The sequence below is a fragment of the Shewanella sp. SM29 genome (assembly GCF_025654245.1).
Taxonomy (GTDB): Bacteria; Pseudomonadota; Gammaproteobacteria; order Enterobacterales; family Shewanellaceae; genus Shewanella; species Shewanella oncorhynchi.
In genome coordinates this window covers 45518-68229 of record NZ_JAKKRN010000009.1, presented here as the reverse complement: position 1 = coordinate 68229, position 22712 = coordinate 45518, and the positions used below count along the sequence as shown (strand labels likewise).

General features: G+C 46.7%; 11 protein-coding genes. 6 read left to right on the top strand and 5 right to left on the bottom strand.

The window, feature by feature from the left end:
- Window positions 1–4: 4 nt before the first annotated feature.
- The 4 genes from recC (at window position 5) to L5L77_RS08220 (ending at window position 10330) form a co-directional block, all read left to right on the top strand.
- On the top strand, window positions 5–3817 hold the full coding sequence (gene recC, locus L5L77_RS08235) for an exodeoxyribonuclease V subunit gamma (RefSeq protein ID WP_263222539.1): 3813 nt from the start codon (window positions 5–7) through the stop codon (window positions 3815–3817).
- Window positions 3814–7599 carry an exodeoxyribonuclease V subunit beta gene (gene recB / locus L5L77_RS08230; protein WP_263222538.1) on the top strand — a complete coding sequence of 1262 codons (3786 nt, stop codon included), beginning with the start codon at window positions 3814–3816 and terminating at the stop codon, window positions 7597–7599. The genes recC and recB overlap by 4 nt, the downstream gene beginning before the upstream one ends.
- Window positions 7596–9839, top strand: coding sequence for an exodeoxyribonuclease V subunit alpha (gene recD / locus L5L77_RS08225; RefSeq protein WP_263222537.1), 2244 nt, complete (start codon window positions 7596–7598; stop codon window positions 9837–9839). The genes recB and recD overlap by 4 nt, the downstream gene beginning before the upstream one ends.
- Window positions 9840–9934: 95 nt before the next feature.
- Window positions 9935–10330 carry a hypothetical protein gene (locus L5L77_RS08220; protein ID WP_263185565.1) on the top strand — a complete coding sequence of 132 codons (396 nt, stop codon included), beginning with the start codon at window positions 9935–9937 and terminating at the stop codon, window positions 10328–10330.
- 168 nt (window positions 10331–10498) lie between these two features.
- Here L5L77_RS08220 and L5L77_RS08215 read toward each other — a convergent pair whose 3' ends face one another.
- Window positions 10499–10969: a GNAT family N-acetyltransferase gene (locus L5L77_RS08215; protein WP_105252433.1), complete on the bottom strand. Its 471-nt coding sequence runs from the start codon at window positions 10967–10969 to the stop codon at window positions 10499–10501.
- Window positions 10970–11290: 321 nt separating this feature from the next.
- Here L5L77_RS08215 and L5L77_RS08210 point away from each other — a divergent pair, with 321 nt between their 5' ends.
- Window positions 11291–12304, top strand: a complete 1014-nt coding sequence (locus L5L77_RS08210; protein ID WP_263222534.1) for a D-alanine--D-alanine ligase — start codon at window positions 11291–11293, stop codon at window positions 12302–12304.
- A gap of 212 nt (window positions 12305–12516) precedes the next feature.
- On the opposite strand, the gene L5L77_RS08205 is transcribed toward L5L77_RS08210, so the two are convergent.
- The 4 genes from L5L77_RS08205 to L5L77_RS08190 all read right to left on the bottom strand — a co-directional run bounded on the left by L5L77_RS08205 (window position 12517) and on the right by L5L77_RS08190 (window position 19323).
- Window positions 12517–14781, bottom strand: coding sequence for an EAL domain-containing protein (locus tag L5L77_RS08205; protein ID WP_263185563.1), 2265 nt, complete (start codon window positions 14779–14781; stop codon window positions 12517–12519).
- A gap of 148 nt (window positions 14782–14929) precedes the next feature.
- Window positions 14930–16144 (bottom strand): RsmB/NOP family class I SAM-dependent RNA methyltransferase, encoded by a 1215-nt coding sequence (locus tag L5L77_RS08200; protein ID WP_263185562.1) that lies wholly within the window; start codon window positions 16142–16144, stop codon window positions 14930–14932.
- A gap of 143 nt (window positions 16145–16287) precedes the next feature.
- Window positions 16288–17559: a sugar MFS transporter gene (locus tag L5L77_RS08195; protein ID WP_028760037.1), complete on the bottom strand. Its 1272-nt coding sequence runs from the start codon at window positions 17557–17559 to the stop codon at window positions 16288–16290.
- Window positions 17560–17700: 141 nt separating this feature from the next.
- A complete protein-coding gene (locus L5L77_RS08190; protein WP_263185561.1) occupies window positions 17701–19323 on the bottom strand; it encodes an alpha-glucosidase family protein in 1623 nt (540 codons plus the stop codon).
- 495 nt (window positions 19324–19818) lie between these two features.
- On the opposite strand from L5L77_RS08190, the gene L5L77_RS08185 reads away from it, so the two are divergent.
- The gene (locus L5L77_RS08185; protein WP_263185560.1) at window positions 19819–22638 is read left to right on the top strand and encodes a TonB-dependent receptor; all 2820 of its coding nucleotides are present in this window, start codon (window positions 19819–19821) and stop codon (window positions 22636–22638) included.
- The last annotated feature ends 74 nt before the right edge of the window (window positions 22639–22712 follow it).

Genomic DNA, 22712 nt, shown 5'->3' with positions numbered 1-22712 from the left:
GCACATGCTAAAGTTAATCCAGTCCAATCAGATGGAAGTGCTCTGCGCCCATTTAGCCGCTTACCTGACCCAACCCCTTGCTTTTGCACGTCTACTGAGTAACGAGCATATTCTGGTACAGAGTCCCGGCATGTCGACTTGGCTACGCCTCGAAATCGCCAAACAGAATGGAATTGCTGCCGCACTGGAATTCCCGCTGCCATCGAGCTTTACCTGGCAGTTGTGCCATGACTTATTGCCCGATGTGCCCAAGGACAACGCCTTCACTAAGGCAGCGATGACGTGGAAGCTGATGCAACTCTTGCCGCGCATGTTGCAAGATGACGCCTTTGGGCCATTACGACACTATCTAAGTCATCAGCAATCCACCACAAATGCCGCCGACACGAGTGAACAGCACAACACGAGTGATATGACGGCTGACGACATTAAGTTGTACCAACTCTGTGGTCGGATTGCCGATATCTTCGACCAATACTTAGTGTATCGCCCCGATTGGATTTTAGCCTGGGAGCAAAACGAGCATCCCGAATCACTCACCAAGCCGCTGAATGAAGACCAACGCTGGCAACCCATTTTATGGCGCGCACTGATTGCCTTTAACCGTGATGAGCTTAATCAAAGCCATTACCACAGGGCCAACCTGCACAGTGACTTAATTGCCGCGCTGAATCATCCCGACACGTCACTCGCCAAATTACCGCAACGCCTATTTGTGTTTGGCATTTCCTCGATGGCGCCGCAAACCCTAGAGGTGCTGTACCATCTGGCAGGCCGTATCGATGTGATAGTGCTTGGCTTAAGCCCGTGTCAGCACTATTGGGGTGACATTGTTGATCCCCGTAATCGAGCCCGCATGGCGGTGCAATATGCGGGTAAACGCCAATTAGCCGAACTGTGGGAAGATAAACTCGAAGTGGGTAATCCGCTGCTTGCCAATAACGGCAAGATGGGCCGTGAATTACTCGATATGCTGCTTGAACTTCCCGCCGAACACTGCGACTTTGGCGACGATGTGTATTGTGAACCCTGCGACGATCCCAACTCGCCGCACAGTCACGCCAGCATGCTCCACGGGGTGCAATACGATATTTTAGAGATGCAAACCTTAGACAGAGTGCTAGGGCCTGATGCCGAGCTGTATCAGAATGTCGAGAACAGACGCCTGCTTAAGCGCGACGATGAATCCATTCGAGTCAAGAGTTGTCACAGTCCACTGCGGGAAGTCGAAACCCTGCACGATCACTTGCTTGCGTTACTCAGCAACCATGCTGACCTGACACCCAAAGACATAGTGGTGATGATGCCCGATGTCGCCGCCTACGCCCCCTATATCGATGCCGTCTTCTCGGCGAAGCAAGGCCTGCATTACATTCCCTACGCCATTGCCGACCGCGGCGCAGCGCAGGAATCACCGCTCATCAATAGCTTTTTAAATTTACTTGGAATTAATCAAAGTCGTTTTGGTCTGACCGACATTTTGAGCATACTCGAAGTGCCCGCCATTTTGCGCCGTTTCCAGCTCGATGACGATGAATTGCAACTGATCCGCCGCTGGTTAGATGAAGCAGGCGTGCGCTGGGGCCGCGATGAACAAAGCCGCCTTAAACAAGGTGTGCCAGCGTTTGAGCAAAACTCCTGGGCCTTTGGTATTAAAAGGCTGATTTTAGGTTACGCCTTGAGTGACGATGCGCCGCTTTACCAAGACCATTTGATCGTGACTGGCATCGAAGGCCAATCGGCGCAGGCGTTAGGTAAGCTACTCAATTTTATTGAAGTGCTCGATGAAACGGCGCAAATACTCGCCCAGCCACAAGTGGGCGCACTGCGTTTAGCGGAATTAACTGAGCTACTAGATGCCTTCTACGACACCGATGAAGACGAGCGCGAACAATTACAGGAAATCCGCGATGCCATTGCCGCCCTAGAGCAAGAGTTACTGTCAGCGGGCAGGCCCTTGGATACAAGAACGTTGGATACAAACCCGTTAGCGCCGCTAGCCCAAGAGCGAATAAGCGGACTGAGCCTCAGTATTGAAGTGCTGCAACAGTGGTTTAATCAACGCTTAACCGAATCTCGGGTCGGCCAGCGTTATCTTGCGGGAAGCGTGAACTTTTGTACCTTAATGCCGATGCGCTCGATTCCTTTTAAGGTCGTGTGTTTACTCGGTATGAATGATGGGGTTTATCCTAGGGTTCAACATCCCGTTGGCTTTGATTTAATGGCGCATTTCGGCGCCCGTAAAGGCGATCGCTCCCGCCGCCTCGATGACAGATATTTGTTTTTAGAAGCCTTATTGTCGGCGCGGGAACAACTGTATATCAGCTATATTGGCCGCAGCGAACGGGATAACTCTGAACGTATCGCCTCTATGCTCGTCTCTGAGCTGATTGAATATTGTCAGCTGTGCTATTTGCCTGAAGCCCTATTGATTCAATCGCAAAACGCTTCAAGCCCCATAGACCCAGAGGATGCCGAAAAAGCCCTCTATAACGCAATTGTCAGCCACCAGCCACTGCAACCCTTCGATCCTAAGTTGTATCAAGCCGCAGTAAAAAGTGATGACAAAAATGGCTCAAACATAGATGGCTCAGGCAGAACCCAAAATAGCTCGGGCATAGGCCAAAGTTACAGCCTGCAATGGTGCCCGCCCACTGCGGCAGCAGGCACACATGCGGGCCGCTTTATCGGCGTGCAAACTCGCATCATGCTAGACGCGGATGAACAAGACTCAGTGCCAGATACAGAGGCACAGCCAGCTTCTGAGCACGAACAACAGCAAAGTAAGCAAGTGGATGTGTCAGCCCTGATCCGTTTCTTTCGAAATCCAGCGCAGTACTTCTTCAACCGTACGTTAAAAGTCGATCTCAGCCTTAATATTCAGGCCGATGATAATGACGAGCCCTTTAGCTTGAATGCCCTAGAGCGCTATATGTTACAGGCCAAGTTACTCGATGATGCCATAGGCCAAGGCCTAACTGAGCCCGATATCGAGCTGATTAAACGCCTCAAAGCCAGTGGCACTTTGCCCATGCAGCCCTTCGATGATTTGCTATTGCGCCAATATCAGCATGATATTAAACCTTTGATTGGCAGAACCTTGTTCCTCAAGGGAGAACAAGCCAGCAGCCATGCGGATATTAAACTCGTGTTTGACTTGCCCATCACGGCGGGTAAATCCCAGCAAGTGTTACTGCAAGGTCGTATCGATGACATCAGCCCTAAGGGGTTAGTCAATTACCGCCCTGGTAGCGCACACGGTCGCGATGTGCTGAGGTTGTACCTTCGCCACCTGTGTTTAATGGCAATGGGCCACACACATGCAAGCTATCTACTCGACATGGGGCACTTCCACGCCTTAGCGCCAATCACAGCTGAGCGCGCCCATGCGTTACTGGCCGATTTGTTGGTGTTGTTTTACCAAGGCCAACAACACCCACTGTGTTTTATGCCGCGCACGTCACTGGCCTACGTCAGCTGCGAGGGTGAGCACGATGAGCGTTTGCAGCAAGCGTTACCCGAATGGTTAGATGAGCAGAGTCAATTGGGTGAAGCTGCTTTTGGAGAAGGAAATGAACCCCATTACCAGCGATTATTCAGTTTCCCGCGGGATTTCTCTGAGGATAGCTTTGGCGCATTAGCCGAGCGTATCTATCGCCCTATGGTGAGTTTATATCTCAAAGACACGCTGGCTCAGCTTGAGGAATTTGCGCTCAACGATGGCATGAGCCAAGGCCCTGCTAATGAACACGCGACTGACACACAAGCTCTCGCACCACATTTGAACCGCAATAGCGCACAGGGAGAGCAAGCATGAGTGAACAGATGCCGTTGAACACGCAAGCCTTACATTCAGCACCACAAGCGCTTGATCCTCTCACTCTGCCCTTTGGCGGTAGTCGTCTTATTGAGGCCAGCGCTGGCACAGGTAAAACCTACACGATTTCAGGTCTTTACTTACGCTTATTGCTTGGTAATGGCATTCCTGCACCGCTCACCTGCGAACAAATTCTCGTAGTCACCTTCACCAATGCGGCCACCGAAGAGTTAAGGGATCGTATTCGTCGCCGTATTCAAGTCGCCTTTAAGTGCTTCTTAGGGCTAACGATTGCCGATCCCTTTGTGCAGGCGCTGTATGACAACATCCCAGAGAGTGAACGCGCCATTGCCTTGAGACGGTTCGATCTCGCCCTTAAATCCCTCGACGAAGCAGCAATTTTTACCATTCACGGTTTCTGTCAGCGAATTTTATCGGATCTCGCCTTTGAGTCTTCCTTGCTGTTCGAATCGGACTTTACCTTGGACGACAGCGAATTTTTGCACCATGCCGTGCGGGATTTTTGGCGTGAGGCCTGTTATCCGCTGCCCGATTACTTAGCGCAAATCATTGCCAAGGAATTTGGCGAGCCCGATGGTTTAGTCAAACAGTTGCGACCGCTCCTTGGCGCCAGTCAAGCAAAGCCTTTGAAACCCGCGCTTAAGTTTGATGCCTTAGCCCTGTCACTACGCCAAAGTTTAGAGCGCTTTAAATTAGCTTGGCCAAGGGGACGCGATGGCTTATTGGCATTGCTGCACAGTTTGCCACTCAACGGTACCCGCTTTGGCAAAGCAACGGATAAGTACCCCAAGCTCGCCGCCATGTTCGATGCGCTGGATAACTGGCTCGCCTTCGGTCATGGGTTACCGCCGCTGAAAGAGTTAGAAGCCTTATCGTTGTCTGAGTTAAAACTCAACAAGGGCGGCGTGATCCCAAGTGTGAGTGAAGCACCGCTGATGGATCATATGGAGCAACTCGCCACATTGATTGCCGCCATTAAACCAGCATTTTTATATAGCGCGAAACTCGGCATAAGCGAGCGATTTGCCCAGCAAAAACAACAAAAAAATGTGCTGACCCCAGATGACTTACTCACGACATTAGCGAGCGCGTTAAACGCCAATAATGAAACCTTGCCCAAAGCCGTGGCAACACGTTTCCCCATCGCGCTTATTGATGAATTCCAAGATACCGATCCGCTGCAATTTGCGATCTTCTCTGGCATCTACCAAGACCGTTACTCGTTTGAACAAAGCAAAAACGATACAGAAAATAAGCTTAGCCTGTTGATGATTGGCGATCCTAAGCAAGCCATTTATGCCTTCCGTGGTGCCGATATCCATACCTACATTGAGGCCCGTCATCATACGCAGGCGCACTATCATCTGGATACCAACTACCGCTCAAGCGCAAACATGGTCGCTGGGGTCAACTATCTGTTTAGTCAGCATAATGATCCTTTTATCAGTCAATCGATCCCCTTTGATAGCGTGAAAACGCCCAGCAGTGCTAAAGGGAAAATCCTCACTGAAAAAACCGCAAACCCCGCCGCCTTAAGATTAAGACTCTTAAGCGAAAGCGCAGAAAACGGCCTCAACAAAACCACGGCAAGACACTTGCTCGCCGAAGACGCGGCGGCACAAATTACCCGTTTACTGACAGATGCGGCCAATGGCAAATGCCACAGCCCGAAAGGGCCTTTGATCGCTAAAGACATCGCTATCCTAGTGCGGGATCGCAACGAAGCGGCAGTGATGAAAACCGCATTAAGTAAACGCCACATAGGCGCGGTGTTTTTAAGTCGCGACAGTGTGTTCGATACCCTTGAAGCGCGGGAAATGGCGTTAATTTTGCGATCTCTGGCGAACCCTAAAGATGAACGGGCACTGCGCAGCGCCCTAGCCACGGCATTATTAGGTTATAGCGCCGAGCAAATTCATGCCTTTAACCAAGATGAAGAGCACAGACAGCTGTTATTAGAGCAGTTTTTTAACTTACACCAAGTGTGGCAAAAACGCGGCATCATGCCCGCGCTATTAAGCCTTGCCAATAGCACTAAGTTGATTGACCGTTTACTGCACACCGCCAGTGCTGAGGTAGATGCTCAAGAGCAAGATGCCACAAACGGTGAGCGCCGCCTGACGGATTTTCGCCACCTTGCCGAGCTATTACAGCAAAAGGCCACCGAACTTGATGGTATTAGCGCCCTGCTCAATTGGTATGAACAGCAACTGATTGATAACACAGGCACAGATGAACAGCAGCTGCGTCTTGAAAGCGAGCAGAATCTGGTGCAAATTGTGACTATCCATAAGAGTAAGGGCCTTGAGTATCCCGTATGTTTTGTGCCCTTTGTCAGCCTAGCCCGTGACAATCGCCGCCGCCCGACGCCTATGCTGTACCACAGAACTAACGATGCAGGTGAGCAAGAGCTAGTATGGGATATCGAAGGCACGGATGAGGGTTGGGAGCGCGCAAAACAAGAAACCTTGGCCGAAGACTTGCGCCTTTTGTATGTGGCGCTCACTCGCCCTGTGTATTTGTGTTACTTGTATATCGCCAACCACAGTCGTCAGCTTAAAAATGGTCTTAAAAGTCAGCTGCATGAAACCGCTATCGGCTATCTATTGGGCATAGGCGACTCAGAATGTGACTTTGCCCGTATCTGCAATGCAGCGCAGCTACTCGCCCAAGATGTGGAAGCCATAAGTATTGATAAGGTGCCCGATGACATAGACGAGCGGCCATTGCCCTCAAGCCAAGACATAGCGCAAATACTGAGCGCGAAAACCTTAACCCGCCAATACAACACGCCGTGGCGAGTCGGCAGTTATTCAGGTCTCGTTAAAAATACCAGCCATGGTAAAGCCGCTCCGGGCGCCGATGATGAAGCATTAGGTACGCTTGAATATATGGCTGCGCAAACACTCTCTATTCCTAATGAGGCAAGCCATGATCTGCAGGATGACATGCTCAATCGCTTTAACTTTGAGCGCGGCGCCAATGCCGGTAGCTTTATGCATTTAGTGTTAGAAGAGATTGATTTTACGCAGGCAGAAATCGACTTACCGCTGCAATTGCCTAAAGCCATGCTGCAATATGGTATCGCGCCCGAATGGCAAACAGTATTACATACTTGGTATTTGGATGTGCTGCATGCACCGCTCTGCGCAATACCACACGCCTTAGAGTCACAAGTCACGGGGCATGTAAGCGCCGTCAAACCTGCTCATCCAGATCTGTGTTTAGCCAAGTTATCACCGCAGAATACCTTAGTCGAAATGGAGTTTTATTTACCCTTAAGCGAACTTAAAGATATTGAGCTCAATGCGTTACTGCAGCAATTTGGCTATGAGTCGACACTTAAGTTTGATGATCTCAAGGGCATGCTCAAGGGCTTTATCGATTTAACCTTTGAATACCAAGGTCAATATTATATCGCCGACTATAAGTCGAATCATTTAGGCGACAACATCAATGCTTATCATCAGAGCGCGCTGCAAAGTGCAATAACCGATCATAGGTACGATTTGCAGTACATTCTCTATTCATTGGCGCTACACAGGTATTTGAGTTTACGCCTGCCAAGTTATGACTACGACAGCCATATCGGCGGTTGTTATTACTTGTTCTTACGGGGAATGTCGGCTCAATATCCCGGCTATGGTATTTATTACGACAAGCCGCCGAAGGCACTTATTCTCGCGCTAGATTCACTTTTTAATGACAATTTATTTCACAGCAAATTGGCTGGTGCAATCGATACAGGAGTCACGGCATGATGCGCTCAACCCAAGGGCTAAATGCACATTCACTCACAGCGGCGAAATGGATAGACCATGGCGCAATTCAGCTTACAGCGCCGCTGCCAGAGCTGTTAAAACAGTGGGAGCAAGAACGACTGCTCACACCGCTCGATCGGCATTTCGCACTCGAAATGAGTCTCTTACATCCAAGCGACAGCCAACAACCCTTATTTATTTTGCTATGTGCGCTATTAAGCCAGCAATTATCTTCACAGCACAGTTGCCTAGTGCTCGCCCATATTGTGCCACTTAATCCCATGGCCGAACAAAATAGCCATTGTAAAATCACCTTAAGCCTCGAAGCGCTCACTGAGACCTTACAAACCTTTGATGCCGTCGGCCAAGCGGGCAGTAACAAACCGCTTATTTTTGATAATGGCAGACTCTATTTACAACGTTATCATCAATTTGAAACCTCTGTCGCCGCCTCATTAATCCGCTTGTCCGGAAGCGTATCTAGACAATTATCTGAAGAAGCAAACCACCAAGAGCAACCGCAAATCGCTAAGTTGAGGTCACTGTTAGATCAACTGTTCCCTGCCAATGTGAGCGCGACCCATGCACTCACTACCAATGTACTCACTAACAGTGAAGACACAGCACCCATTGATTGGCAAAAGGTCGCAACGGCCACAGCGCTGGGTAAAAAACTGTCAGTGATCACTGGCGGCCCAGGTACGGGTAAAACCACCACTGTAACTAAACTTTTGTTATTGCTACAAATGGAATCACAGCAGGAAATCCGTTTAGTCGCGCCAACGGGAAAAGCGGCGGCTCGCTTAAGCGAATCAATCAAAGCCTCAAAAGCGCGTCTGGCGAAGGAACTCAGCGCCCATGCTAATGTTATTGATGAAGTTCGCAATAGAAATAGCCAAGACTTTTTAACGGCTCTGGGCCGCATTCCAGAGGAAGCTTCAACCTTACACAGACTGCTTGGGGTGATCCCAAATTCGCCGCACTTTCGCCACCATCAAGGTAATCCGCTTAGGCTCGACTTATTGATTGTCGACGAAGCCTCTATGGTCGATTTGCCCATGATGTATAAATTGCTGAGCGCATTGCCTGAGCACGCCAGTTTGATTTTACTCGGCGATCAAGACCAACTCGCCTCGGTTGAGGCTGGCGCTGTGCTCGCCGATATTTGTGCGGGCCTTAAAATACCAGTAGATCCCAATAACCTTGCTCAGAACAACATAGCTTCAAGCAACTCAACTTCACACAAGATAGCGTCAAACAGCCCTGCTCTGTGGCAAATGCGCTATTCCAAGGAACAAGCCGAGCGTCTGAGTGCTTTAACGGGTTTTGAGTTAACGCCCTATATCAGCAATGCCCCTAAACTTGGCGATAGCTTATGTATGCTAATGCACAGCCACAGATTTAAAGGCGATGCAGGGATTGGACTGCTCGCCAGTGCCGTCAATCGTGCTGATCTTCAAGGTATTTTGCAGGTATGGCAACAGGGACCTGCAGAATTGAGCTGGTTAGAACACAGTATGATCGTAAGCCAAACCCAAGCCAAAGTAAGCGAGCCTGCTAATAATGTGGGACTCAATTTACTGCTGGAGCAAGCCTGCCAGCAATATGGCGCTTATCTCGGTGCCTTGAATAGCCATGCAAGTAACAATGATGCAAGTAATAGTGATGTAGGCACACGTCCAAGCACAGCTGACATCATTGAACGCTTTAACCAGTACCGTATTCTATGTGCTATGCGCTCGGGCGATTATGGGGTTGAAGGCATTAATCAGTATGTGACTCAAGCACTGGCCAATGCCAAGCTGATTAAACCGCTACAGGAGTTTTATCTGGGTCGGCCCATTATCATCCAAAGCAATGACTATAACTTAGGCCTGTTTAACGGTGATATCGGATTGATTTTGCAGGATGAAGATAAACCCGAACGTTTAATGGCGCACTTTATCAAGGCCGATGGCAGCCTGTTAAAAGTCTTGCCAGCCCGTTTGCCCAGCCATGAAACCTGTTATGCCATGACAGTACACAAAAGCCAAGGCAGCGAATTTAGCCGTGTGGCCTTAGTATTGCCGCCGAGCCCCAGCCTAGCCCAATGGCAACTGCTGACCAAAGAATTGGTCTACACCGCCATCACCCGCGCTAAAGTCCACTTTACCTGCTTAGGCACCCAGCACGTATTCGAGCGGGCCAGTAGCCAAGCAACCCAACGCGCATCGGGTCTTGCCGACCGCCTTTGGGGGTGAATGAAGCTTTGTGGTCAATGGGGAACACTTTAGGAACTACATTTTAAGATATGACTTTTAGATTTACTCTAACCATGAAACTAAGGATTTAAACATTGATTAAAAAGGACATTATTACACTTAAGGATCTACAAGCCGTTATTGCCTTGTTTGACGCCATAGCACCAGATGCCGCTTTACCTAAGCGTTATTATGAAAAAACCCGCTATATCAAGTGGTCAGAATTTAAAGACATGCAGGTATATGCACTAGACTTTGAGCCCTATTTAACGATTAGCCAGCGTTGTAATATGACGTATTTTGGCATACATCAAAGTACGCGACGTTTATACCTAGCACACTGTAATGATGCTGGCCACGCACCGCGCTGGGAAGCGAGACCAGTGACCTTAGCGCAACTGATGGATGTCGAGTTAATGGTGAATTTACATAAAAATCATGCCTATAACTTAGGGCTAAACATCTGTTTTGATCTGAACTATTTACTCTGATCTTTTGTATTAATGTACAAATTTGGATGACTAAATATCGGTGGTGGGCCAAGCAATATCAGTTGCTAAAATCAATCAATTTGAAATTATCAATGTCACCCGCAACGTTTTTCCAGTACCCGAATGCACAAGGACAACGGATCTGATTATGCTCGCTCGAGCCAAGAATTAGCCGTTTGGTTCGCTCAAAACTAAGCTGTAGCGAAAGGATGTTTTGGTAAACCCTATACTTTCATAGTATTGCTGTGTGGCAATGCGCTGCATCGATGTAGTGAGTTCGAGTAACTGGCAATTCTCTTGCTTTCCCCTCTCTTTCGCAAAGGCAATCAACTGAGAGCCAACGCCCTGACCCCGCATGTCGGCATCCACCACAATTGCGGTTATACGACAGATACGACTCAAGGCGGGGAAATAATCAAAGAACATTAAGGCCATCACAGCGACAACTTGCAGGTCCCCCTGCGCATTATGTTGCTCATACACCAGTAATTCATCACTGCGGCGCAAAGAGTCATGCTGATATTGGCTTAACGTCTGGGCTAAAGCGGCATGGGGCAAAGAATAACCGAGTTGCTCAAGTAATACCTGCACACTATCTGTATCCTGTAAGCGGGCTAACCGAATGTTTTTATTCACCATGAGATACCATGCTGTAATCTGCCTAAAGTCAATGTCACTCGTACTGGGTTGCACAGTTTAGATGACGGTGACGAAGCAATAGTCCAACGACATTGCCATCTCACGCCACAAAAATCAAAATAAACCCGACAAAGGCACAACCCAATATTTGCAATGCGATGTAATGCGTTAAAATTCACCACTTAATAGCCATCAGTCAGCAAAACCTTGCACTCATAGGGGCAAGAAAACTAAGATGACAGCGGCTGTACTATAGGATGATATTCGTATTGCCACAGGCCGATGTCATCCGATTTTGCTCACTTTGAGGAGTCACTCACAATGTCTAAGATCAACCTGCTTTTGCTGTGCGGCGGCGGAAGTGCCGAACACGATATTTCACTCATGTCGGCCAACTATTTTGAAACCTCACTGGCAAAATCCGAGCAGTTTTCCGTCTTGCGAGTCGAACTGGATAAATTTGGTCAATACCGCACCGCTGCGGGTGATGATTGTGAACTGACCAATAGCCGTGAAATTCGCTTCCGCGATGAGAGCAAAGCCCCATGGCCGGTCGATTATGTCATTCCCTGCATCCATGGCTATCCCGGCGAAACAGGTGACATTCAATCCTATTTTAACCTGATCCAACTGCCCTATTTCGGCTGTGAATCCGAAGCGAGCAGTAACTGCTTTAATAAGATCACCGCTAAAATGTGGTTCTCGGCCTTAGCTATTCCGAATACCCCGTATATTTTCCTAAACCAATTCGATGATGCAGCAATAGAGCAAACCCAAGCCGCATTAACACTATGGGGATCCATCTTCGTCAAAGCGGCCTCACAGGGTTCCTCTGTTGGTTGTTATAAAGTCGATGACAGCGATAAAGTCGCTGGCGTGCTTAAAGATGCTTTCGGCTATGCGCCCTATGTTATCGTTGAAAAAACCATTAAAGCCCGTGAGTTAGAAGTCGCAGTATACGAGTACAACGGTGAAGTGGAGGCGACAGTACCAGGTGAAATCATCTGTGATACCAACACCTTCTACACCTTCGATGAGAAATACGCCAAAAACAGTAAAGCACGCACCGATGTGGTGGCACAGCATGTGTCAGCTGAGATCAGTGAACAAATCCGCGCCTATGCAATCAAGGCATTTAAAGGCATGAAATTGCGTCACCTGTCGCGCATCGACTTTTTCTTAACCGCGGACAATGAAATTTTACTAAATGAAATCAATACCTTCCCAGGTTCTACGCCGATTTCTATGTTCCCCAAAATGCTGCAAAATCACGGTCATGACTTTACTGAATACTTGAGTCTAGTGATTAACAGCCAGATAACCGCTAAATCTTAGCGCTCACCCATCTGACTCAATGTGAACGCAGAGACTCAGTGCAACACCTGTTTTCAGTAATAAAAAGAGCGCCTCGGCGCTCTTTTTATTTATTATGTTTCAATGTGTTATATCTAAAACTTGAATTATTACCTTACATCTAAACCCAATATTAAAATCAGACTGTCACTGATTAAGCCGCCCTCACATCTAATCTAGGTCAAACATCAAGGTCAAACGTCAAAACCCTTATGCAGCTCAGCTTGCTTTGCCAACAGGGCAAAGAATGCAGCTTTGGGCATAGGCTTATAAAATAAATAGCCTTGAATTTCTTGAATATGATTCGCCATTACAAATTTAAGCTGGGACTCAGTTTCTACCCCTTCTGCCGTCACAGTTAAATCTAACGCATGGCTTAAACGCACTATGGCCTCCACCAACGCTTCGTGACGTTTGCCTTCATCTAATCTGTCGATAAAGCTCTTATCGATTTTAATTTGATCGATAGGGAAATTAGCTAAATAAGATAGAGATGAGTAACCCGTCCCAAAATCATCTAAGGAAATTTTAATCCCTTTAACTCGCAAACTATTAAGTACATCAATAAGATACGTATATTGCTTCATCAATAAAGATTCAGTGATCTCAAGGGTTAATCTGTCATAGGGGAAATCTGTCACCTCAAGTTGCTCAGTAATCGCAGCAAAGGACTCCACAAAGGCATCTTGTAGTTCATGGGACCAAAACTCAAAGGTCGAGACATTCACGGATAAATTAATGGGCCAATTTCGCTCCTGCATCTCTAAAATAGTCTGCATAGCACCAAGGCGAACATCTCGACCAATATCAACGATTAAACCACTGTTTTCAGCGATGGGAATAAATTCATCGGGTGGAATAAACGTTCCCTCATGCTGCCAGCGCAGCAGCACTTCAGCACGGACAATCAGGCCAGTGGTCGCATTGACTATAGGTTGGTAATAAAGCTCGAAGGTATGCTGATCTAATGCCTGCTTAAGCTGATTATGAAGGCTAGCAACACGCTCGGCATTTAGCTGCATTTGTTCAGTAAAAAAATGATATCGATTGCGACCATTTGCCTTAGAAATATACATGGCCTGATCGGCACAATTTAACAACTGTTCAAGATCGAGGGCATCTTCAGGAAAACGTGCAATCCCTATACTTACCGAGCTATAAACACCTTTTCCATCGGCTAGCACATAATGTTTTGCCACATTTTTGTTAATTGTATCTGCAATTTGTGCCAATTCTTTCTGGTTAACAACCCCGGGTAATAGCAAGGCAAACTCATCCCCTCCTAAGCGTGCAAACACCATAGTGTCATCGACACACTCGCTGATCTGTTTAACCACTTGCACTAACAGTGCATCACCTTTGTCATGGCCATGGGTGTCGTTGACTTGCTTAAAGTTATCTAAATCCATCAACATAAAACTAAAGCCGGGTGTCAAACTATCGGAGGTAATTAACGCTTGGATCTGCTTGAATAACGCATTGCGGTTAGCAAGTCCCGTAAGAGAGTCATTATTGGCCTGATACTTAATCAGCTGCGCCGCTTTCTTACGTTCACTAATGTCTGAAAATAGCCATGCAAAACAGGGTTGCTGACCATTGGACTCTCGGAAGGTCGTGACGATAAGGTCAAGATAAAACTCCTCACCATTTCCCCTAAGACCCACCAACTCACCCTGCCACATTCTGTCCTGAGCTAAATGCTCAAATAACCCCACTAATTCATTAAATTGGGATGATGCTAAAAAAATCTTAGGGTGAAAGTTAGCGATATCAGTATCTTGAGGGATAACTATATGTCTGAAAGCGGGATTAGCATAGAGAACTGCATCGTCAGAATTGGAAATAACCAGAGCAAGGGGTAACCGGTCAAAAATTTTCACAGCTAAATGCTGAAATTCCATTGCACGACTGCGTTCAATGGCTAAACTCGCCAGTCTTGCCGCCTCAGAAATGAGCTCCAAATCCTGCTCTGTTGGGGATTTTATCGTGTCATAATACATGGCAAATGTGCCTAGCACTTTGCCATGAGTATCTTTGATAGGTTCTGACCAACAAGATTTAAGACCTGCACGTAATGGCAGTTCTTTATAATTAACCCAGTAAGGATGTTGAGCGATATCTTCAACGATGACACGCTGCGCATAATAGGCTGCCGTGCCACAAGAACCCACATTGGGGCCAATTTCGACACCATTAATGGCTTGATTGTAACTGTCGGGTAAATTGGGGGCGGCACCTAATAACAGACGTTTACCGTCAGCACTGAGCAGTAACACAGACCCTCTGGTTCCTACTTTTTGAGCTTCGATTTTTAAGACTAAGGCGTGCAAGATTTCATGTAGCGGTGCGCCATTGAGCAGCATAGAAAGAATACTGCTATAACAAGCTATGCTGACATTGTGGGCGAGTTTAACGTCTGCATGATCGAGCAGATCTGGAAGGTTAACGCCGTACGCCATAATTTCCTTAAGAGCAAAGTTGCAATATAAATACTGATTAACAATGTTAAATATTTATAACTTATAAGAAATTCTAGGCATTAATGTTAATTAAGTAAACCCTTTACCTGCGCAGTAAAAGGTTTACTTTAGTCTAAAAAGCAATGCTTTATTCTTGAATACGTTCAAGTTTGGCAAGGTAAAAGCCATCAAAGCCGCTATCGGCTGGGCTGATACTTTCATCCTCAATCAGGCGAAAGTTGGGGTTCTCGGCTAAAAACGCATCCACTTGACCGCGGTTCTCGCAAGGGAAGATAGAACAAGTCGCATAGACGACTATGCCACCGACTTTGACCATGCGGCTGTAACTGCTCAAAATGTGTTTTTGCAGTTCCATTAACACGGGTAAACGCTCTACGGTATCACGCCATTTTGCATCGGGATTACGCTTTAATACACCCAAACCAGAGCAAGGCACATCAAGCAATACCCTATCGGCACTGAGCTTTAAGCGTTTAATGGTTTTACTGCTGGCGATAACACGGGTTTCGACATTGTGTGCCCCATTACGACGGGCACGCTCCTTAAGTTTGTCGAGTTTCCATTGCTCCACATCCATGGCCAACAAGCGTCCTTTGCCCTGCATTTGCGCAGCTATGTGTAAGGTTTTACCGCCCGCACCCGCGCAAGCATCGATCACTTTCATGCCAGGTTTAGCATCAAGCGCCGCCGCCACGCGCTGAGAGCCCGCATCCTGCTGCTCGAATAAACCATCTTTAAAGCTTTGTGTACGGAACAAGGCTGAATCGGAGGTCACTTCAAGGGCTGAATCGACCCCATCAACACAGAGCGTGCTCACAAACTCGGCGGCAAGCTTAGCGGCCAGTTCATCACGAGTCACCTTAAGGCCGTTAGCGCGTAAAAAACGTTTCGGCGCAGTACTTAACGCGGCGCGCTCTTTTTCCCAAGACTGACCTAGTTGCTCACGGCCCATAACATCGAGCCACTCAGGGCAACCGTCCCATAACACAGGCTTAGTTTTCGCTTGCTCGATACGCTCAGCTAAACGCGCCTCATCAACTTGCAACGAATATTGCATTTTAGGCAATTCAAGCCCGTGGAATAAATGCCAGGCATTAAGCAATTTAGAGCCAAAACGCTCCATCTCATCTGGACTAATTTCCGCCAGATAACAATATAAATTTAAACGACGTAGAATATCACCCGTCGTTAATGCGATACGCGCCTGCTCGGCGGGTACCAATTGCAACCCAGAAAAATGCTGAGAATAGGCCCGATCTAAGGGTTTTCCTTGGCTCAGTACCATAGTTAAGATACTGATCACTAATTCGTTCGAGCTGGCAGAAAGCGGAGAATTCAACATTTAAAAGGTCACCATGAATGATAAAACCGGAGGATCATAGGAGGTCAGGCCCTAATACGCAAGCGCGCTGGCGCCGAGTTAAGGTTAAAGCCATAAAAAAAGCGATCCTAAGATCGCTTTTTTGCCACAGTCAGTTTAATCCATTACATTTTTGAGCCTTTAGCCCCGTAGAACAGGATAAACCCATAACAAATCACGGGCAGAATAAAGGCGAGCTGAACGCCAAGATTATCCGCTAACATGCCCTGGAATAAAGGCAAAATCGCGCCGCCCACAATCGCCAAACACAGAATGCCACTGCCCTGTGAAGTGTGTGGACCTAAATCACGAAGTGCTAAGCTGAAGATCGTTGGGAACATAATCGAGTTAAATAACCCCACCCCAAGGATTGCCCACATAGCAATGCTGCCACTGGTTGTCATCGCTGCAACCACAAGTAGTGCCGCCATAAAAGCATTAAATGCAAGCACTGAGCCCGCTGGTACTTTTTGCATCACCACAGAGCCAATGAAACGTCCCACCATAGCGCCGCCCCAATAATAGGCGATGTAATGGGCGGCTTCGGCTTCTGGCATACCCGCTATATGGCTTTCACCTAAGAAGCTAACTAAAAAGCTACCGATAGACACTTCTGCGCCTACATACACGAAAATACCCACAGCACCGAGCACTAAGTGCTTGCTTTGCAAGGCACTGGTTTTACCAAGATGGGTTTGAACTTCACCTTGAACACTTTCATCATGCTCACGGATCACAGGTAAATCTAACTTCGCAAAAATCAGCGCTAAAATTGCCAAGGCGCCAGAAAGTAACAGGTATGGCAGTTTAACCACTTCTGCTTCAGCGCTCGCTTGGGCTAAATCGCCTGATACTGAACTGGCAACAGAAAGAATTAACATAGCACCAAAAAACGGTGCAACCGTTGTGCCTAAGGCGTTGAACGCTTGCGTTAAGTTCAAACGACTCGACGCAGTTTCGCTACTGCCTAAGGCATTGACATAAGGATTGGCTGCCACTTGCAGGATTGTGATGCCGGATGCCAAAACAAATAATGCACCGAGGAACAAGTTGTAAGTAGCGAGGGCCGCCGCAGGATAAAACAGCGCACAACCAATACTTGCAATCACGAGACCAGTAACAATTCCCTTTTGATAACCAAGCTTTTTCACTAAGTTACCCGCTGGGATTGAGACTAGAAAATAAGCACCGAAGAAACAAAACTGGATCAACATGGCTTGAGTATAATTCAGTGAAAACACCGCTTTAAGATGCGGGATCAGAATATCGTTCAAGCAGGTGATAAAACCCCACATAAAAAACAGTGAAGTCAATGAGATCAAGGCAAAACGATAACTGCCCGACCCATTTTCGCCAGTGCTGCTCGTGTAGCTACCGGTATTAATTGATGACGCCATAGTTATTCTCTCTGTATGTTTTTATTATCAGGAACTAATTAAGGTTACATTCCCCATGGTGCCCGTGGGCGGGTTTATATCAAACTGTGGGCTTGGGATCCCGTATCTATAACACTTCAACCGAATAAAAATGAATCATTTTCACTTTAACACTGCATAAAAGCTGGTAAATGCCGAAAACTTCAGCTGATTGTGTTCTATTTGTGCGGTTTTAAGGCCGTGTCCCGTCAGCGACTCACTGATTTCAAATGCAGAGAAATCAAACTCGACCTCGGTATCACCTAAATTGAATCCCACGAGCACTTTTATATCGCCTAAGGTGCGAACAAAGGCCAAAATGGGCTCCTTTGTATCAACAAATTTAATATCACCTTCAACTAACACTGGGTGTAACTTACGCCAAGCCAGAAAACGTCGATAACCATTGAGCATAGAATCAGCATCAGATTCTTGTAGATCCACAGCTAACGCTTGGTGCGCAGGTGCAATTGGCAGCCAAGGAGAAACATCACTAAAACCACTAAAGTCAGCGCCTTGCTGCCACGGCATTGGCGTACGGCAACCATCACGCCCCTTAAACATAGGCCAAAATGTTTTGCCAAAGGGATCTTGCAGCTCATGATATTCAATTGGCGCCTCAGTTAGACCGAGTTCTTCACCTTGATAACTACATATACTGCCGCGCAGCGAACTTAGCATGGCATTGAGCATTTTGACCATGTCTGAATTCTGCTTACCTTGCCCCCAACGACTCGCTACGCGCTGCACATCATGATTGCCGATAGCCCAACATGGCCAGCCATCACCTATGCTCGCTTCCAAAGCCTCTACGGTTTGGCGAATATAACTTGCGCTGTAATCATCAGTCAGCAGCTCAAAACTGTAGGCCATATGCAGGCGATCTTCGCCCTTAGTGTAGGCAGCCATTACAGCCAAAGAATCTTCGGCAGAGACTTCGCCTAAGGTCACCGCTCCTGGATAGCAATTGATGAGCTTTCGTAAATCTTCAATAAAAGCGATGGTTTGCGGACGGTCATTATTGTAGTAATGGTATTGATATGCGTAAGGGTTATCTTCACTGAAACCACGGCCCTGACGTTTATCCTTAGGTTTTGCCGGATTATCCCTGAGCAGTTCATCGTGATAACAAAAGGTAATGGCATCTAAGCGGAAGCCATCTACCCCCTTTTTAAGCCAAAATTCAACGTTATCCAGCACAGCTTGGCGCACTTCGGGATGATGGAAATTAATATCGGGCTGACTACGCAGGAAGTTATGTAAATAGTATTGCTGTCTGCGCGGTTCCCACTCCCAAGCACAACCGCCAAAAATCGCGAGCCAGTTGTTAGGCGCTGTACCGTCTTCCTTAGGATCGGCCCACACATACCAATCCGCCTTGGGATTCGTACGGTTTTCGCGGCTCTCGATAAACCACGCATGTTGGTCCGAGGTATGACTTAATACTTGATCAATAATGACCTTAATGCCTAAGCCGTGAGCTTTTTCAATCAATTCATCGAAATCATGCATAGTGCCAAAAAGATGGTCAACTTCGCGGTAATCACTGATGTCGTAGCCAAAATCTGCCATAGGAGATTTAAAGAAAGGTGAAATCCAGATGGCATCGACATTGAGACTCGCAATGTAATCCAGCTTTATGATAATGCCGCGTAAATCCCCGACGCCGTCACCATTAGTATCTAAAAGGCTACGCGGATAAATTTGGTAAATCACAGCACCACGCCACCACGTTAACTCACTCATTGTTGCCCCTTTATCATTATTCTACAGCGAACTTTCCCTAACACACTCAAGCAAACAGTTATCGTTTTGTTACTGCAGAGTAAAGTCATCGCGGCTTATTTTGTGTTACCGAGCATACGTGAAGAGGGAAATAAGGTTCAATACACCTGCATACGTATGCAGAAGATGCAGCCAATAGTCACATGGCATCACAATGAAATTTACTTTTTAGTAACAGTCACTTGATTACAAAATAAAATCATTTTATTCCCTGAGTTCACCCTCTATCACAGTCTATTCTTAACTCTGCTAGGCATTGAATACGTATGCACTCTGTTGTTCAGCTAAGAAACTCGGGAGTAGTATCTTCACCGTTGCATAACAATTTGGTCATAAACGCAGCACTTATGCAGTCAATTAAGCGCCCATATACCAAAAAAAGGCCGCAAACATAACGCGGTGATAACGATAAAACGCTCTACAAAGCGATAAAGCGACTCCAAGGGGAAGAGAGATATGATGCGATTTAAACCCAGTTTGCTAACCTTAGCGCTCATCGCCGCAGGTGCCAGTATGCACTCCTATGCGGCAGATGAAGTGACCACAGATAAGGAAGCAAAAGCAAAAGAAGCTGCTATTGAGGTTATTGAAGTTAAAGGCTTTAGAACCAGTGTAATCAAATCACTAAATGATAAACGCTTTGGAGATACCGTCTCTGAATCGATTTCGGCAGATGATCTTGGCGCCCTTCCCGATCAGTCAATCGCTGATGCACTGACTCGCTTACCAGGCGTGACCGCAGTGCGCACTGGTGGACAAGCAAGCGGCCTCAATATTCGAGGTCTTGATGGTGATTTCGTCTTTGCAACACTTAATGGACACGAACAAGTGACAACGGGCGGTAAACGCGCGATTGAGTTTGACCAATATCCATCCGAATTAATTAGTCAAGCCGCCGTCTATAAAACACCAAAAGCCTCGCTGATTGAAGGTGGCGTCGCTGGTACGGTAGAATTAAAAACCGCAGATCCCTTAAAAAGCGACAAAGACCAATCATTTAATATCAATGCTCGCGGCAGTTTTAATGACAGAGCGGATGAGATTTCCGATGCCGATCAATATGGCAACCGTCTTAGCTTTGCCTATCAAGGCAAATTCCTTGAAGATACACTCGGTGTGGCACTAGGCTATGCCCATTTGTACCAACCTTATGTTGCCAGTCAATTCATTGGTTTACGTTTCAACGACGATAAAAAAGATGTCAATGGCGACGGTGCTGCCGAATCAATCAGTGAAGGTTTTGAGTTACAGCAAAAAGGCGGTGATGATACACGTGATGGTTATATGGCGGCTATCCATTGGCAACCAACAGACAATCTCAGTGTAAAAAGTGATTTATTCCATTCAAAATTCACTTCCGAAAACTTTGCCCGAGGCTTTCGCGTTAAGTCATTAAAAAACGGTACTATTAGTGATGCGGTTGTCGAAAATGGTTCTATGACAGGCGGAACGGTATCAACTGATGGTACTGATAACTTTGCCGTTTTTGTTATCAATGATAACGACTCAAAATATTCAGAACTGACATCAGGCTCAGTCAATATTGAGTGGAACAATGGCGGCGCATTAACTGTCGCAGGTGATGTGAGCTATTCAAAAGCCGATGGTGAGTTCGTCAACGGCGGTACTCGTGCCGTTTTATATGATGATATAGGTAATGAAGTACGCTCAGCCGAATCAATTAATTATCAACTACATGGTTTAAGCCCAGCCGATGTCAGTTTTTCAAACGACTATACCAATACCGCGACCTTGGGTTTAAAAGAAGTGGGTATGTGGCCATACGATCAACAAAATGATCTTGTCGCCTACAAGTTAGACTTTAACTATGCATTAGATTCTGGTTTCTTAACTTCAGTTGATTTTGGTCTGCGCTACTCAGAACGTGAATTCAACGCCCAGCGCTCTCAAGCAGGCTACGGCTTCGAATTTGACACTAACCCCGCCAATCAACCAGTGTTGGTGTTAAATGATGACATGACAAATATAGTCAATTTCGGTGGTGAACTTTCAGGCTACCCCAGCTTCCTATCGATCGATTTCGACAAGGCTGTGGAGCTGGTCAACAATCAATTGGCAGCGACGGGTCAAGGCCCATTTAATCCGACGGCTAACTGGTCGGATAACTGGACCATGATCCAAAGCGGTGCCGTTAATGAAGATATACTGGCAGGATATGTACAGGGCAATCTAGAGTTTGATCTGGGTGATGTCAAAGTAACAGGTAACCTAGGGCTGCGAGTGGTTCACACGGATCAGAACAGCACAGGTCTGCAACAAATCGGCTTCGGTTTGGGCGAGCCTATCGCGGACGAAAAGGGTGTTATCAGCACTGACTATATCCGCAATGAAATCGGTCAGACCTACACAGACTACTTACCATCACTCAACCTCAACTTCCACTTGACGTCAAATGATCAACTGCGTTTCGCCGCAGCCTCTGTGATGGCTCGTCCACCGATCAATAAGCTGAAGTCAGGACGAGGCAACTGGTATTCCGACGAAAACAAAGGCTATAAGACATACAATGCCTGGGGTAACACCAGCCCTTTGCTTGATCCTTTCTATGCCGATCAATTCGATCTGTCTTACGAGCATTATTTCGAAGACAGTGAAGGCGCCGTGGTGATAGCTCTGTTCTATAAAGACATCAAGTCTTTCATCAACGATTTCACTATCACTGAATTTGATTTTGAATCTGAAGGTTTTATTGTCCCAGATACAGTAGTTGATAATGGCGTCACTTATCCTGTTAATAAAAATTTGGGTCAATATCAAACTGCAATCAACAACGACAATGGCGGCTACATTCGTGGTGTTGAGTTAGGTTATACCCAAATATTTGATTTCTTGCCCTCGCCACTCAGCGGTCTTGGCTTCACTGGCAGCTACTCGTATTCAGACAGTGAAGTGGAATTTACCACAGATTTAAGTGGTTCAAACTTAACCATTCCATTACCAGGTTTATCAGAAAGCGTACTCAACACCACCTTGTTCTATACTCTGGATGGTTTCGATACTCGCGTAAGCATGAGATATCGTAGTAGCTATGTTTCAGAACAAGTGGCAGTTGAATCACAACTCGCCTTCTTCGATGCCGAAACGATTGTGGATTATCAAGCTTCATACGCACTGGAGAATGGACTTAAGTTCTTATTCCAAATTAATAACTTAACTGATGAACCGAACAAAACCTATTTTGGTGAAGAACATCAAACAGGAACAATCCAATACTTCGGTAGACAGTACTTCCTAGGGTTAAGTTACTCTTTATAAACTACCCCAAATAAAGCCTGCTTCAATTAAGAAGCAGGCTTTTGCTTATGCAGATTTCAGTATTTCTAACATTC

Excerpts from the sequence above, each read along its gene's own strand:
- L5L77_RS08185 (WP_263185560.1), top strand. The coding sequence starts at position 19,819 with ATGATGCGATTTAAACCCAGTTTGCTAACCTTAGCGCTCATCGCCGCA.
- L5L77_RS08195 (WP_028760037.1), bottom strand. The coding sequence starts at position 17,559 with ATGGCGTCATCAATTAATACCGGTAGCTACACGAGCAGCACTGGCGAA.
- L5L77_RS08215 (WP_105252433.1), bottom strand. The coding sequence starts at position 10,969 with ATGGTGAATAAAAACATTCGGTTAGCCCGCTTACAGGATACAGATAGT.
- L5L77_RS08205 (WP_263185563.1), bottom strand. The coding sequence starts at position 14,781 with ATGGCGTACGGCGTTAACCTTCCAGATCTGCTCGATCATGCAGACGTT.
- L5L77_RS08200 (WP_263185562.1), bottom strand. The coding sequence starts at position 16,144 with ATGTTGAATTCTCCGCTTTCTGCCAGCTCGAACGAATTAGTGATCAGT.
- recC (WP_263222539.1), top strand. The coding sequence starts at position 5 with ATGCTAAAGTTAATCCAGTCCAATCAGATGGAAGTGCTCTGCGCCCAT.
- recD (WP_263222537.1), top strand. The coding sequence starts at position 7,596 with ATGATGCGCTCAACCCAAGGGCTAAATGCACATTCACTCACAGCGGCG.
- L5L77_RS08190 (WP_263185561.1), bottom strand. The coding sequence starts at position 19,323 with ATGAGTGAGTTAACGTGGTGGCGTGGTGCTGTGATTTACCAAATTTAT.
- L5L77_RS08210 (WP_263222534.1), top strand. The coding sequence starts at position 11,291 with ATGTCTAAGATCAACCTGCTTTTGCTGTGCGGCGGCGGAAGTGCCGAA.
- recB (WP_263222538.1), top strand. The coding sequence starts at position 3,814 with ATGAGTGAACAGATGCCGTTGAACACGCAAGCCTTACATTCAGCACCA.